General features: G+C 43.2%; 12 protein-coding genes. 4 read left to right on the top strand and 8 right to left on the bottom strand.

Annotated features, from left to right (window positions below; all coding sequences use genetic code 11):
• Positions 1 to 21: 21 nt before the first annotated feature.
• Together ACHUFW_RS10950 and ACHUFW_RS10955 are read right to left on the bottom strand one after the other, a co-directional pair.
• Positions 22 to 1,578 (bottom strand): ammonia-forming cytochrome c nitrite reductase subunit c552, encoded by a 1,557-nt coding sequence (locus ACHUFW_RS10950; protein WP_394203010.1) that lies wholly within the window; start codon positions 1,576 to 1,578, stop codon positions 22 to 24.
• A 693-nt stretch (positions 1,579 to 2,271) separates the two neighbouring features.
• The gene (locus ACHUFW_RS10955; RefSeq protein ID WP_394203012.1) at positions 2,272 to 4,545 is read right to left on the bottom strand and encodes a carboxypeptidase-like regulatory domain-containing protein; all 2,274 of its coding nucleotides are present in this window, start codon (positions 4,543 to 4,545) and stop codon (positions 2,272 to 2,274) included.
• Between the two features lie 455 nt (positions 4,546 to 5,000).
• Between ACHUFW_RS10955 and ACHUFW_RS10960 the strand changes: the two genes are divergently transcribed.
• Together ACHUFW_RS10960 and ACHUFW_RS10965 are read left to right on the top strand one after the other, a co-directional pair.
• Positions 5,001 to 6,014: a hypothetical protein gene (locus tag ACHUFW_RS10960; RefSeq protein ID WP_394203014.1), complete on the top strand. Its 1,014-nt coding sequence runs from the start codon at positions 5,001 to 5,003 to the stop codon at positions 6,012 to 6,014.
• A gap of 219 nt (positions 6,015 to 6,233) precedes the next feature.
• A complete protein-coding gene (locus ACHUFW_RS10965) occupies positions 6,234 to 6,497 on the top strand; it encodes a hypothetical protein (protein WP_394203016.1) in 264 nt (87 codons plus the stop codon).
• A gap of 33 nt (positions 6,498 to 6,530) precedes the next feature.
• On the opposite strand, the gene ACHUFW_RS10970 is transcribed toward ACHUFW_RS10965, so the two are convergent.
• From ACHUFW_RS10970 to ACHUFW_RS10980, 3 genes are all read right to left on the bottom strand, one after another.
• Positions 6,531 to 6,938 carry a ribosome recycling factor family protein gene (locus ACHUFW_RS10970; RefSeq protein ID WP_394203018.1) on the bottom strand — a complete coding sequence of 136 codons (408 nt, stop codon included), beginning with the start codon at positions 6,936 to 6,938 and terminating at the stop codon, positions 6,531 to 6,533.
• Positions 6,939 to 7,132: 194 nt separating this feature from the next.
• Positions 7,133 to 8,218: a DUF3083 family protein gene (locus tag ACHUFW_RS10975; RefSeq protein WP_394203019.1), complete on the bottom strand. Its 1,086-nt coding sequence runs from the start codon at positions 8,216 to 8,218 to the stop codon at positions 7,133 to 7,135.
• Between the two features lie 259 nt (positions 8,219 to 8,477).
• Positions 8,478 to 9,677, bottom strand: coding sequence for a cation:proton antiporter (locus ACHUFW_RS10980; RefSeq protein ID WP_394203020.1), 1,200 nt, complete (start codon positions 9,675 to 9,677; stop codon positions 8,478 to 8,480).
• A 116-nt stretch (positions 9,678 to 9,793) separates the two neighbouring features.
• Here ACHUFW_RS10980 and ACHUFW_RS10985 point away from each other — a divergent pair, with 116 nt between their 5' ends.
• Entirely contained in the window at positions 9,794 to 10,651 is an 858-nt protein-coding gene (locus tag ACHUFW_RS10985; RefSeq protein ID WP_394203022.1) for a universal stress protein, read from the top strand.
• Positions 10,652 to 10,704: 53 nt separating this feature from the next.
• Here the strand turns inward: ACHUFW_RS10985 and ACHUFW_RS10990 are convergent, their stop codons facing one another.
• Entirely contained in the window at positions 10,705 to 11,232 is a 528-nt protein-coding gene (locus tag ACHUFW_RS10990; protein ID WP_394203023.1) for a MarR family winged helix-turn-helix transcriptional regulator, read from the bottom strand.
• A gap of 649 nt (positions 11,233 to 11,881) precedes the next feature.
• On the opposite strand from ACHUFW_RS10990, the gene ACHUFW_RS10995 reads away from it, so the two are divergent.
• Positions 11,882 to 13,399: an Ig-like domain-containing protein gene (locus tag ACHUFW_RS10995; RefSeq protein ID WP_394203025.1), complete on the top strand. Its 1,518-nt coding sequence runs from the start codon at positions 11,882 to 11,884 to the stop codon at positions 13,397 to 13,399.
• Between the two features lie 59 nt (positions 13,400 to 13,458).
• On the opposite strand, the gene ACHUFW_RS11000 is transcribed toward ACHUFW_RS10995, so the two are convergent.
• Together ACHUFW_RS11000 and ACHUFW_RS11005 are read right to left on the bottom strand one after the other, a co-directional pair.
• Complete coding sequence (locus tag ACHUFW_RS11000; protein ID WP_394203027.1) at positions 13,459 to 13,707, bottom strand: DUF3297 family protein; 249 nt, start codon at positions 13,705 to 13,707, stop codon at positions 13,459 to 13,461.
• Between the two features lie 130 nt (positions 13,708 to 13,837).
• The gene (locus ACHUFW_RS11005) at positions 13,838 to 15,049 is read right to left on the bottom strand and encodes a hypothetical protein (protein ID WP_394203028.1); all 1,212 of its coding nucleotides are present in this window, start codon (positions 15,047 to 15,049) and stop codon (positions 13,838 to 13,840) included.
• Positions 15,050 to 15,342: the final 293 nt, after the last annotated feature.

Raw genomic sequence — 15,342 nt, forward strand, 5'->3', positions numbered from 1 at the left:
TTGGTTAACGCTACTGATTGACTATTTCAGGTCGGCTGGCCACTCCTTCTCTACACGTTGCTCAATAAAGTTTTGCTTGGCTTTTTCCATACCTTCTAAGTTAAGGCCGGCTAAAGGTTGTAGCTTGGCTTTAGTATCGTATTTACTTGCATCGTACTTGTAGTTAGGCGCATATTTCGCAAGTAATGCATCAGCTTCTTTAAGCGCAGCATCAAGGATACCGTTTGATTTTTCTAGCAAACGAATTGCTTCTGCTGGGTTATGAGCATGGATACCGTGAGAAGCCGTTGCACTGTCCCAGAACCACTGAGCATTACGCACTTTAACTAGCAGGCTGTTCATCTCTTTCGCCAACGGCGTGTTTGCTTTTAGCGCAGCTTCATAGTTAGCTTTAGCTTGAGCAATATTTTTGCCAGCATCTAAGCCTTTAACGCCATTTGCAGCCCAAATCGCCTGTGCTTTGAAATGCACTTCAGTTAGGCGAGGATCGGTGCCATTTGGCTCAAAACGGAGTTTATTGATTTCCGCTTTACGCTCACTAAGAATCGTTTTGAAATCACCGCCATCGTGACAACCTAAACAGGTTTTAGGTAGTTGTTCAGCTTCGAAAGTCACTTTGTGATTTGAGTATTTCGCACCTTGGTCATTTTTAGCTTTAGGCATATGACAAGTGGTACAGCTAAATTCCATATGGCTGTCCATTTCATGGGAAGTACGGTCTAACATGTTTTCAAATTCTGGATGCTGAGCTTTCAACATGGGTGCGCCTGAAATCGCGTTGGTCCAATCATTAAATTTAATCAGATCATAATAGGCAAGTTGCGCTTCTGCGGCGAAGCCTTCATACAAGCCATCGTTGCCTTTGTAATTAACAATTTTCTTGTAATCAGTTTTCACACCAGGAACCCAGTGATCCCATGGGAAGCGCACTTTCTTACTGTCTTTGCCATCAAAGTAATATTCTACGTGGCACTGAGCACAGGTTTGGCTTGCTTGCATATCTGCATTTTGCTGCGAGAAATCCAAGCCAATCGCTTTCATAGCACGATCGGTATAAGGACGGCTTAGACGCAAATCTGCACTACCTAGCTCGTGACAGTCAGCGCAACCAATGGTATTTGACATTTCGTGGCCCCAAGTAGACCAGCTATTGTCAGAGAAGTTAGCTTCTCCCACTTTGTCATACATACGTGCGGTATCTGGTGTTTTACAAGACCAACAACTCGCTGGCATCGCTTCACCTACAACCTCTCCGTGAGCAACGGTAGGGTGGCCAGTTCTCAAGGTTTCAATAATATCTGTCAACGCGAAGTGATGGCCTCGAGCTCGATTATAATCTTTAGCAAATCCATAACCTGCCCATGCAGAAACTAAATTAGGGTTAGCTTCAAGTAAGTCGTCTGGTTGACCAGATGCGGGATTACTCTGCTCGGTCTCAGCCCATGTCTCATACTGAGATGGGAAGCTCGACTTCCAATTGTCGCTATTATAAAGATCAACATCTTTATCTTTAGCAATTGCATTTCCTGAGAATACAGCTGAAACAATAATAGCAGCAGTTAGTTTATTCAATTTCATACATCACTCCTCGATGGGATTATTTTTATATTTAGCAAATAACACTTCATTACTAAAAATTCAAAAAGCCGCTTTGAACTAACTAAATTATTATCACAACCAATAACCAAACCTAGTAATACACTAAACAGGCGTGATCTAGATCTAACCAGAAACAATAATTTGCCACCGATCAAAAACCGCCAAAATACCTCTACCCCCTTAGGGGTAAAAATCATTTAAACAAGCTATTAATTCAGTAAGCGTACATATAACAGAATTGAATAAAAACTATGATAAATATAGCTACCAAACAGAGAACAGGAGAGAAAAGAACAAATATAACAAACAAAATCAATTAAATACTTAAAGGTACTTTCCATAGGAATCACTGCTAATACATGCAAGGCTAATTCATCACCCAATCATAAAGCGTTTATTTTTTAAGCTATTTATTTGAAGTCAATCACACTATAAACAAGGTCAAATTTAAACAACAAAAAACAAAACCAAGCATTTTAAAATCAACCTTAAAATAATATTAAAACAGTATTTAACGAACATTAAATAGTTAACAAAATAAAACAAAACCCAATCCAATAAAAATAAAATACCAACAACATAAAAAAGAAACTCAAAACTAACAACCAAATAAAAAGCACCTTCAACGTAATTTAAAGGTGCTTCAATTAAGATGTAATAATTTAATTAAGGCTAACGTACGATATTGGTATAATCAGCCATATCACGCTCACGTTCGATGTTCATTCTCGAAGGAATGAAAGTCTTAAATCCAGGCTCACCGCCATACCAAATCTCAGCATCTCGCTCCTCGCGTTCAATCACGTAAAACACCCGCTCACCATCAATCACTGTACTGGCAATTGGGAACCAGTAGCGCTTAGCAAAATCAAATCGATTGATAACGATTGAATTGGCATTTTCAATAAAGCTCACAGGGGGCTGAGAAACAAACGCTAAGGTACTTTCACCGTTACTATCGGGATCACTCCATTGCGTAGCAAAGGTATTGGAAACATCGGTCACGGTGAACGCCCACCCCCATAAGCGGCTAGGAATGACTAAACCATTAGCTTCAATTGATCCTGGAATCCAAGTATTAACCTCACCAGCCCAGAAACGCGTTACCGCTGTAGGTAACAAGTAGTTGGTATCTAGCGCAAAGTTATCGTCACCTCTAACCCAAATATCATAACTAGCAAATCGCTCGCTACCATTTTCAAAGCTTGAGAATACGCCAAACTCTAGTGCATTTTGGTCCAATATCTGACTTGTCTGCACCATGCCATTTGCGTAAGTAATCACTAAGCGACCTTCATTATCGAGCGCCCAATTTGCACTTACACCGGAGATTTCACCCTCTGTGGTATTATCTGCTGCAAAGGTAATTAACTCCGCATAGGCAGACTCTGGGAAGATATAATCATCATAAACACGTGGCCCTTCTGAATAATGGTACACGCCGCCCCAATCCCCTTGAATACAGGTCACACCGCTAGTGCAACTAGCTTCAAAAGCAATAGGTGTAATATCTAGACTCGATCTAAAGGTTTCATTTTCATTACCTATAACCAACTTAGGCGCAGCGATAGTTAATACGCTGCCATCGGCCAACGTAATTGGCGGAGTGACTAAGGTGCTGCGCACCTCGACAGACACCACATCGACCAAATTACCATCCACAACTCGCGTATAGGCACGTTGTGTCGTTGTACGTTCGGTAAAAAAGTCTTCGTTCACACCACCAGCGGCGTAAAATGCAGTAATCTCCTGCGCATCGTCTGTAACATCTTCAATCTCTGACACCAGTTCTTCTACCGCCTCAGGAGAGGTGTAAACAACCTCAATACGGCCATTATTTAATTGCCAAGTGAAAGCTTGATTAAGCGGTTGGCCTGTGGGAGAGCTAAAACTCAAAGCATTACCCGTGGCATTAACAGTATCGAACTCTAACGCAGACCCTGCTCGTGCTATGTAACCAGGCGTAGTTACCGCAATGGCGTAGTAAAGAGAAGGAATATCTTGCAAATCAAACCCGGCGACAAGTTCACTATCAGATAAAATGTCTTCCACTGCCGCGTTTAAGTCCTCTTGTGGCGTTGCAGCAATATAGGCATCAACTGCCGCTTCATCGCTGACTAAATCCAATACACTGTCGTAACCGTCCGGTAAGCTGTAATTTGGGTCATCAACGATGAGCTTGATCACGGCCGCTAACTCAAAGAGTTCTGTCGCATCCACCGCGGTTTCTGCTGTTGCGAGTTCCTCTGCAGTGGTAGGTGCACTGCCACCATTAGCTTCCACCACTAACGCATAACTGGCAGTGGTCACGTTAGTCACATTGACGGGATCGGGATCTGATAATACTCGCGAAAAACTACCGACCATATTCACAAAGTTAATTTCATCACCAGTCTGCTCATTGATTGCCGATGATTCAATCACCAACAACTCGTCTAAATTAGCGGTGACAATATCTAAACTGTAGGCACCATTGGCATCAGCCGTGGTGGTATAAGTTTGCCCGCCAATGGTGACACTCACAGTGGCATAGGGGATCGGCTCATCGGTAATAAGACCTGTTAATGTCGTTGCATAGCCCCCACACTGAGCTGGGGCATCGACGATGGGTGCATAAACAATATCATCTATATTTCCCTCGACTACGACACCAATTTCACAGGGCATATAAGCCAAGTCACTTTGATCTATTCTCGCCCTAAACGAACGCTTTGCCTGGATGCTGGCCAACACGACATTGGGGTTGGCACCATCAACCACTTCTACCAGCTTGTTACCTCTATTAGGCGAGCTTGAGCCTCTATCCCGTTCCAGCCGGCCTTTCACCGTCAAGGTTTGGTTACTTTGTTGGTATTTGGCTGATCTTATTTCGGCTTGCTCAGCCATGAGACTGGAGGAGGCGAATGCCGCTATCAGACTTAGCGACGCTACTGTTTTGAACTGCATGATTTATCTTCCCTAATGACTTTGTTTTTAGCTTCCACACACCACTAACTGGCATGCTTTAATCCTTGATTCGGTATACCACCAATAAGCTGCTAGGCTTTTCTGGCTTGGGGATAAAACTAGTACAAACGTCCATGTTCGCCAGCATAACTTTGCAAGGTTTAAACAAAATCAGCCATATGGTCGACACTAAATAGGCCATATCGTGTTTTCATAGCCAAATGGGTTAAAATTTACAGTAGAGGTTCAGTCAAGAGTATGAATGCTGACTTTGATAATTGCGCTTCACGCCCTCCTTTTAGTGCATAAAAGCAAGATCACTGATTTGAAATTGAGCAAATACATAACTACATTTCTGGCAGCGAAAGGAGTCGCTGAACATTGTGAATAGCCCATTTAGGTCGACTTTCGCGATTTAAATCTATTATCACTAACTCACTATTTAGGATACGAATATGGACATTCAATTATCTCAAGCTAAACACCTCTTATATCTAAGCTTTATATTATTCACTTCGGCATGCATTAATGTCCCAGAGCGGCAAGTTTTGAAAGTTTCAAGCAACAGTGAACACCATCTCGGTATGGGCGTTGTAGGCGCAAATTTTTCAGCACCAATCAGTAACTTGTCACTCACAGGCCAGCAGCAAGTCAATCAGAAAAATACACCAGAGCGCCTTACCAATAGCGTTTTTATCTACAGTAATGATGAAGACACAATCGGCACCTGCCACTCAACCAGTATTGGTTCATTAAACATGGTAAAAACGCTTCGCAGCAGCGATGCAGGTTCCGCAATTGTGATTAATGAGCAAGACGGCGAGTCTTTTCCAAACTCGCTAACTGCGCTACAACAGCTCAAAGAGCAATATGGTGAAGCGGGAAACGCCATCGAGTTAATGGTAAAGTTTGGTGAAAGTCAATTAACCACGACGGACAATAGCGAGGCGATCGGTTACCCAAATGCACTCGTTCATGCCGGTAACTTTTCCATTGCCGGAAAGTATCAAGCGGCAGATGAGACTAGTCGCATCACATTTTACCTCATTGGTGTTCCAGACCAACCGAGCCCTATTGAAGTCGCATCTGCGCCACTGCCTCCACTTAGGGTGATTTTTAACTTTAACGACCCAGACACCTGCACTGGCGAAAGTGTGTTAATCGAGCCCTACTATAACCATGATGATGAAGGAATTGATCTAGAACGAGAGCAAGATAGAAACCTATTATTACAAAAATTTAAAGCAACCGTTGGCCAAACTAATTTGTCCTTTGCGTTGGTGGGCGCGAGTTTACAAGCAGACACTCGCGACAATTGGCCGTCTTTCTGCTTCATTATTCCAGGTCATGTAGCTATTGAAACCACTGACCATGAAGCCTCATTCAAACTCGGTAGTCCTAATCCAGAGAACACCCCATTGCCACGTGCCAACTTTTCGACGGGTTACAATGGCTGTGAGTCTCTCTAATATGCATTACATCAAAATTGGCGTAATGCGCTTAAGCGAGCACTGAAATAATCAGGGCTATGTAGACTAAATACACAAGCCAATACGTCAACGGCCCCAAAATCATTGATGCTAACAACGGTGTTGACAGCGCTGTCATATTAACGTTAGGTTAATTACCAGGCAGATAAAGGAGTACTGCCTGAAAAATATTACAAGACAAAAATAAAGGAATATAAAATGAAACATTCATCAAAGGTCGCCGCTGCTGTACTTACCTCATCTATGCTATTTGCAGGTTTCGCTACAGCGGGAGATTGGTGGCGAACGGTATCTGTCACCCTATCACAAAGCGTTCCTGCTGATCATAATCAGCTTTGCGCTAATGCTGAAAATCAATTGCGTGCTCAATATTCCGATGTCACCACAGTGCAGCATCGCATCAGTTTTGACCAGTACGGTGGCCGTTTATATTGCACTGCCATAGGTCAGTCTCAGCAATAAATGAACTAAAATGATGTACCACTATGTGGTACATCATATCTCTGTATTCATCCTTGCCATTCGAGCTTGCGCCAGCGTGCAATCCGTTTGCAGCATCAATTCTGCCAATGTAATGCTTGGATTCGCCAACACTAACTGGTTTAGTCGCTGTTCAATGGAGACAAGTTTGTCACCGTGTAAGGCAAGTTCTGCATCAAGCTTAGCGATTAAATAGCCCCATGATTCAGGTTGCAGCTTTAGATACAAACACAAAGATTGCACTTCACAAGCTTCCCCCATGAGTTGCCAGTGTCGCGAACGCCTAACACGTTGAAGCTGACATCGGTACTGGGTTGCCAATACTCTGGCTTGATTGACGCCATCTCGGCCAATTCGATGAATGAGCGACGGCAATCTAACCGTAATGCCATTCTCTGCCGCTATAGCGCGTTGTTTATTCATATTGCTGCAGCCCCTCTAGCGTTGCTAACTCAAGCACCAAAATGCTAAATAGTAACTGTTTTCATGAGCTGTCGTCACTGACACATGTCATTATACTAAATACCGTACAAGCGCTACTTGTGCGATTAAATAGCTGCAAATAAAAAGCCCTTTTACCTACACAAGGTAAAAGGGCTTGCCGATTCAACTATCGATTATTCAGTTAATTGAGCCGGTGCTTGATAACTAATATGCTGATGGAAGCGTACAATCAAATCTTGTCGAGATTTATCTAGCTCTAACTGAGCAGTAAAGCGCTTCAGCGCGTCTTCAACATTATTCATAAAGCGGCCATAGCCGGCATCTTTGCTATCTTTTTGCCCTGCAACGATAGTGAAACTCACCATTTCTACCAGTTTATTGGCATCCCAATGACGAATAAATTGCTGCTCATCGATATTAGGGTCGAAACCTAACATCTGCACCTCATCGGTACCGTCTACTTGATCGTATTTACTGTTACGAACCAAGGGAGTTAAGCCATTGGCAACCATAGCAATCCGCTTAAGCTGCTTGGAGGCCGCCGCTTCAACAAAACTGTCTTCAAGCTTTTGATATAGCGGTGCAAAATCATCAGTATTGGCCGGTAAAATGGCCTGCTTTAGCATGCGGCTTAGTGGCAGTTTGACCGTGACATAACAGATAGATCCATGACCTTCAGGCAGCGGGCAATTACGGGCTTTATAACGGCGATCAATGGCACGTAACTTATAAGCGTGAGTTTCTTTGTTGCCCTTAGCTTTCGCAAACAAATCATAGGATAAATGCTGATGGTCGCGCACCTTCACAACCAAATCTTTTTCAGGTAATTGCGGCATTAATTTGGCCACAAAATCCCGCGCTTTAGCATGGAAAGTCGCTGAGTTACTGCGAATTTCATCGCCAGTAGCTAAAAATACGATACGGATCTTTCTCGCACGGTAATCATCTTTGCTGTGCAGAGTTTGTGACTCGTGGTATTCAGGATTATAGAAAAAGATGATCTGCTCAGCAGTGGGGAAACAATAGGCTTCAGTATGAAAGCGTACCACGGGCAATTTGTCGTTAGTGATAACGTGAATGTTGCGAATTTCTTCTTGATCAGCAAGCGCGAAAATAGCTTGGCTCAAGGTTTGGTAACATGTTTTGTAATCAGGATAATGAGCTAGTAATGCATCCGTTACTTTAATTTCTGCAGTAATGTACTGATTGCTGCGAACGTCCTTGGGTATGTACACTTTTTGCTGATGGCTAAGGGACATAGATACTCCTTGTGATAAATTAACCATATGTAGCCTGGTGCAGATGATAGCGATAAAATCTGACAAAAATGCTGCGGTGGCACACACTTTTTTACCTGCTGACAACATCCTACAACATGAATATGATTTATTACTTAAAAAGTGATAGTTAACCACCTCTGAATGGCTATTTTTGCAGCACTTTTTAGCGATTTTCTACCTTAACACAGTGATGTGCAAATATGACCTGAAACTAATTCATTGCTTACTAATTAATCAGCTATTGGATTTGTGATAAACGCTGTAAACTCCACTTCAATAAAATCGGCCCTACCAACGTGGTAATGGCAATAATCACCACAAGTTCAGTAAACAATTTAATATCAATCACCCCCATTTGCCGGCCTAGTTCTGCGAACACCAAACCAACTTCGCCACGGGGTACCATCGCGCTGCCAATCACGGCTTTGGCTGGCCAGTTTTTCCCGGCAACATAACCACTCACAAGCTTAGAGACTATGGCCAGCAAAGAGAAACACAGCAACAGCATCATGCCTGCTACGGTGAAATCAAGTTGGCTTAAATCCAGTCTTATTCCTACATAAACAAAGAACAGTGGACCAAACACCTCCACTAAGGATTTAGTAGAAAGCTCCATGCTTTGACTGAACTTAAATGGGTTCACCAGATAGCGGTTAACTGGGGAGACAAATTGACGACTCAAGGCAAGGCCTACGGCAAAACCACCCAGTAAAGCGGGCGCGCCAAAAAGATGTGCCAACCAAGCAAACAGGCAAATTAGTGATAAAGTAATGATAACTTCATAACCTGATTTATCGGCCAATGGCCGAACTGCGCGAGCCACATACATCATAGCGCGGGCGAGCGGCGGGGCGAGCAGCAAAAACAGCAGTAACTTAGCGATTAACACAAGCGCAGCCAGCAAGCTAAATTCGCCTTGGCTGGCAAAATTAAATAGCAAGCTCAACAAAATCACGCCGGCGACATCATCAATAACCGCCGCACCAAGAATAATATGCCCAACCGGCGTTTGTGACTGCCCCGCCTGACTCAATACGCGCAAAGAAATACCAATACTCGTGGCCGTTAATGCACACCCCAGATAAATGGCAGTAAATACCGACTCAGTCAGCCACACCGATGCCGCCAACGACACCGCAATAAACGGCACCGCAATCCCCAAAGTTGCAACCGCAACGGCGGGACGGCCGGCGCGTGCTAAATGTTTAATCGAGGTTTCACAGCCAATGGCAAACAGCAGCAGAATAACGCCGAGCTCAGCCAATACCGCTAAGGTCGGATTGGGGGAAATCCAATTTAATAAGGTAGGGCCTAATACTAAACCTGCGGTGATCTCTCCCACCACGGCTGGGAACTGAACGCGTTCAAATAGGCTGGCAAAGAGTTTGCCAAGTAACAACATCAAGCATAACGAGATAATAAACTGGTCGGCTGCCATACACACCTCACCCGCATGCGGATACTGCCTAATTATCGTGCGATTTAGTGATAAAGATCAAGCTGTATATTTATCGTTTTGCTATGTTAATTAGTAAGCAAAGTAAGGAGGTTAGCATGGATAAGCTCTACATCATCGCCCAGAAGGATCAGCATCAAACCGATGCAATAAGCGCAGGTCTAGCTTTAGCCAAACAGCTCAATCTACAAGCGGAAATTGGCTGCTATAGTTATGAGTCATTAAGCGGCGAAAGCTACTACGACAATGAAATTGCCAGCAAAGCTCAGGCACAAATCCTTGCCGACGAACTCGCCTCAATTCAAGAGCAATTACACACCTTAGCTGCGATGGACACCCCAGTTGTTCAAAACTGGTGTAAAAATCTTGCTGAGCATGCGTGCCAACACGTACGCCCAGAAAGCCATAGCTTCATGGTCAAATCAATTCATGACTCCGATCAGTTCTTACCCGCCGACTGGCAACTGATCCGCCATACTCAAGTTCCATTGATGTTAATGAGCAATAATCCATTGAATAAGGCGCGCTCAGTACTAATGGCGATAGATTTAGGCACCAACAAACTGGAAAAACAACACCTTAATGAGCAAGTGATTGCCCAAGCCAAACGCTTAGCTGAGGTCACCGGGTTTGAGCTACATTTAGGTTATGTGGTTAGGGTGCCGAAAATACTTCGCGATATGGATATCCTCAACATACGTACCTTAGTAAAAGATGCCTACAATAAGCACCAAGAGGCCATCGCCAAGATAGGGATAGACAACGAGAATGTGCATATTTTAGCGGGCAATGCCGATATGTGTTTGTTCGAGCTGAGCTGCCGACTAAAAGCACAATACCTAGTCATGGGGATCCACCAGAAACAAGGCATATTTGGTCATATCATTGGCAACACATCAGAAGCCATTTTATCTAAAGTGCGAAGTAATATTGTGGTGGTCCCCAGTAAACGTTAATCCATAAAAAAAGCCGCTTTAAAAGCGGCTTTTTATACGAATATAATAATTTACTAACTACGGCTAGGCCCCATAAACTGCACTCTATGCGGAAATGGTTGCTCGCCGCTATTCATGGTATTCATGATGCGTTGCATCATTCCGTCTAGCTGTTGTAAATCAGAAGCCGACAAGCTCGCCAGCATCTGTTTTTCTCTTTGGTGTAACACTGGCATGATGGTTTCTACTAAAGACTTACCCTCATCAGTCAAAACCACCAACTTACTGCGTTTATCATCAGGGTTATCCAAACGTGAAATGTAGCCTTGCTGTTGTAGTCGAGTAAGCACTTTAGTCAGACCGCCAGAACTAAAAAGCATACTTTGATACAGATCTGTCGGAGACAACGTATGCGGAGCCGGGTTGCGCCGTAAGCAACACAATAAATTAAAATCAGAGCTTTGTATGCCAAATGACTCCACACACTCTTTGATTATTTGGATAAAGATATTATTTACTTGAGTCAATCTTAATAAAGCAGGGTATGAAGTTTGTGCACACTCGGGCCAGTTCGCTTCATTTAACTGCAAAATGTCTTCCATGCACTTTTCCACTTGCTCTACCTCTCACTTTTTACCTAAGCGTTAGATTATATCTTGCTAGAAAGATGAACGCCATCTACTATCTTTCTAGAAAGAAACTTTCTAGAAAGGCATTTTAGCGGTTTATGACCAGAACTTGCTCAGCAATAGCAAGCCACTTCTCTAGATTGTTTCCGTGCAGCAATAGAACTTAATGTTAAAAATCAGAGGTTTTTGGATAATTGGAATAATAAAAACTTCCTTTAACAAAAGATGAGTTCCAATAACCTTACTTTTTTAGTGGCTATAAGGTCGATAAACAAGACAATCGCATAACGAAAAAAATGTCGGCTAGTCTAGAAAAATGTGTGATAGCTCACATGTGTGGTTACCAAGTAGCGCAGATTTTTACCAGCATGGAGTCAGCAATAAGCGACTACAACTAAAGCTATCCATCAGTCTTATAACCAGTAACCCAGTAATTGAATGCACCGCACTCTTTGGGTCTAGAAATACTCATTGCTGCAAACAACTGATAACCGTATTGGATGGTTTTATACACCTAGTTTTGCAGCAACCTAGACCCGTCAGTTGGCCACAAAGCCATTGTCTCCGACTGACTTAATCAATGTCGTCATAGAACGGCATATATAACAAAGAGAGTGATGAAATGGGATTATACAAAGCGGCTCCATTAGCCATAATACTAGGGTTAACTGTCACTGCTTGCGGCAGTGATGATTCATCAGACAACACAGCCCCCGTTGCGGTCGCCGATAAGGCAATTGCTTGGGTTGGTACCGAAGTGCGCATTGATGTGCTTGCCAACGACTATCACCCTAAAGGACAAGCGCTCACAATCAGTGAATACCGAATTTCCGAAGGTAGTGGTGAAGTTAATCAACAAGGCGACCAACTGTTATATTTAGCAGACACAGCTGGCACCACAGTAATTAATTACAGCATCATCGATCCGCATGGTAACAGCGACTCAACCACCGTTACAGTTACCGTAAATGCACCAGATGAAGGCATTGCTGAATATGTAGGTTCCCAAACCTGCGTATCATGTCACAGTGACAAGCAAACATTCTTTGAAACGGGGCACAACTTCAAACTGAATAAAGTTGTAGATGGTAAAGCACCTGAATACCCATTTAGCTCTTTAGAAGGGGCTGTAGAATTGATGTATGGCGCCAACAATAGTGCTGGGACACCACAGGATTGGAACGACATTAGCTATGTTATCGGTGGTTACGATACGTGGGCGAACTTTTTAGATAAAGATGGCTATATTTTCACCGGCACAGGAATCGCGGTATCTATGCCGCAAAATGGTGAAGACATCTCTATTAATCATATGCAAGGATACATGCCAACTGCAGCGCCAGACTCGCAAGAGTTTGATTGTGGTATCTGCCACTCAACAGGCTGGAAAGATTTCACGCCTGATTCAGACCTTAATCCACACCGCCAAGATGGTCTAAAAGGCTTTGGTGGTACCTATAACCAACCTGGTATTCAATGTGAAGCTTGCCATGGTGCAGGTAGCAAACATATTCAAACACAATCAGCGAGCGATATATCTCGCGTAGCAAAAGGTCGACTTACAGCTGATTTAACAGAAGATGACATGGGCTACGGTTTAGCCATCACCTGCTCGGAATGCCACAGTAAAAAAACCAATCGTCACTACCCAGACTTCGTCAGCGAGCACAATAAGGACTTCGGTGGCGACAGTATTGGTGGTCGCACAATTCCTTATTTTGATGGTGGTCGAGTCGCTGGTGATGCGATGTTAGGTTTAGATGCCAATACTGGCGAAAGAACGGGCAAGAAACACGCAATGGCCTGTCATACCTGCCATAACCCGCACCGTTCTAAAGCCAATGAAAACCAGCCTGGTCATGAAGATGCATTACTAAAAACTTGTCTAGATTGTCACGGAGAAAAACAGTTTGGGTCAGGACTTGAAGTGCATCAGTACGAGGCCAAGTGTACCACCTGTCATATGCCAAAGAGCCAACATTTCTTTAGAATCAACTTAGAGTTTGCTTCTGATAGCCCTGAGAACTTTTCAAAAGACGGTATGTATGTGCAACCATGGAATGTTGCCAAAGATAGCTGCGGTAGTTGCCATGAAGACTACGATGAACGAGCTGCACTGATTGAAAAAATGCACAAATAGCTCTTTCTCATAAAAAAAGCCGCTTTAAAAGCGGCTTTTTAATCACACACAGAAACCTGTTATTTATAAAAAGCTTCGATGGTGCCTTTAACGGTCATAAGCAAAGGTTGACCGCGACGGTCTAATGCTTTGCCAGCCGGCACTTTCACCCAACCTTCGCTAATGCAATATTCTTCAACATCGTAACGCTCTTTACCATTGACCTTGATACCGATGTCAAACTCGAAAATCTCAGCAACATGGAACTTGCTTCGTGGATTAACAGAAAGTCTATCAGGTAAAGCCGGTTGTGCAGTCGTGTCATTCATGAGCATGCTCTAATAGTTAACAATAAACGTCGGCTATTGTAGGCAATCAGCCACACTTGCTCAATAGTTTATCACAAAGCTCCAAGCAGCCTTGAGCGTGCAACCATGGCTGCTAGATCAACAGCTGCCATTACTCATGTTCAAAATATATCCGGTACGTTGATGACCAAATTGGATAGTCGACTTCCATCATATAACAGATATAACCCTGTTTATCGCGCTGCGCATAACGAAACAGGTAATCAGTTAACGCGACCACATCGACACCGCTTGCAGAGCTTATCTGTGGTGATAACAAGTTAACTATTTTTAAATCAGGAAATTGCGGAAGCCGCTCTGTCCACATATCAGTGGCTTTTAGATGACCATCATCCACTTTTTGATTGCCTTGATAACAACCGACATTCACCGTACTGCGCATATCAATGTGCTTTTCTAAAAACACTAGCATCACCAGCTTACGGGTTGGCGTTTTGATTGAAATACTAGTGGAACTACAATGACTCTTATGGGTAATGGGGTTAGCTAACTCGTCTGGATTATCAAAGACAAAGGTCGCATCAAATGGACGGTTGTCGCTAAAGCGCTCAAACACGATACCAGAGTTACTCGGTGAATAACTCGCATAGGCATCAAATAATCCTGGCGTGGAGTATTCATCTACCACACCAATACTAAAGCCGGCATTTTGCGTCACACTATCTGCTGTCACTAGGCTTGGTTTAGTAAAGTCATTGGGGTGAGGATGAGTATAAAATTGTACGAAAGGCGGCGCGAAACTTTGATGAACATTGCCCAGTTTGGCAATCATAGCCGTCTCTTGTAAATACTCATCATTACTGGCGTTATGGGACAGAATATAACTACAAAACAGCGTGTCGACTGACGCACCAATCAGCGACTTCGCCGCATTAAACAGATCGGCTCGTTTATTGGCAGGCGACAGGTTAGGTTTATCATCCTTAGCCTCAGTACTTGCGCTTATTAATCGCTTTAGCTCAGAGTGACTGCGGGCATAACGCTTTATCTTGGTTTGAAACAGCTCAATTAGCCTTGTTAACTCATCAAGCTTAGTCCCATCAAGATGCTGCGCAGCCTTAGCACAAAAGTCGTTTAAACTGGATACGCCAGGTAATAGGCAAATCACGTCTAAACCATTTTGGCTATTATTCAGCGCATTGATTAAACGTTGGCTATTTGAGCGATTATATTGCAACAATTCACTCAAGCCACTGATTGACTGAGAGCGCTCAGGAAAAGTTTGTACAACGTCGCCAAGCGTCGACTTTAGCTCATCACCAAGCTCATTTAAGCGGGCCATATCCGCAGAATCTAATAACATAAACGATAGAATATTCAATGCTCTGATAACTAAACAATATATCCTAGTCTCACGCAGAAAAACACGCCATTCGCCACCTTAAGTGGCTGCAATACCTCCCCCTCGCATGCCATAGCTATTAAAAAATGCTACCAAAAACAGCAACAAATTAATTAATACCAATAAGTTAGTGCTAAAAAAACTTGCTTAACCAAAAGCTGAATAACAAGAAATTACGCTGGTCAAGCCACTATGACCTTTACATTTATTTAACAACGTGTAATCTGAGATTAACTCTCAGATTTTTAAGGCTG

Source organism: Shewanella waksmanii, assembly GCF_043643685.1.
GTDB classification, from domain to species: Bacteria; Pseudomonadota; Gammaproteobacteria; order Enterobacterales; family Shewanellaceae; genus Shewanella; species Shewanella waksmanii_A.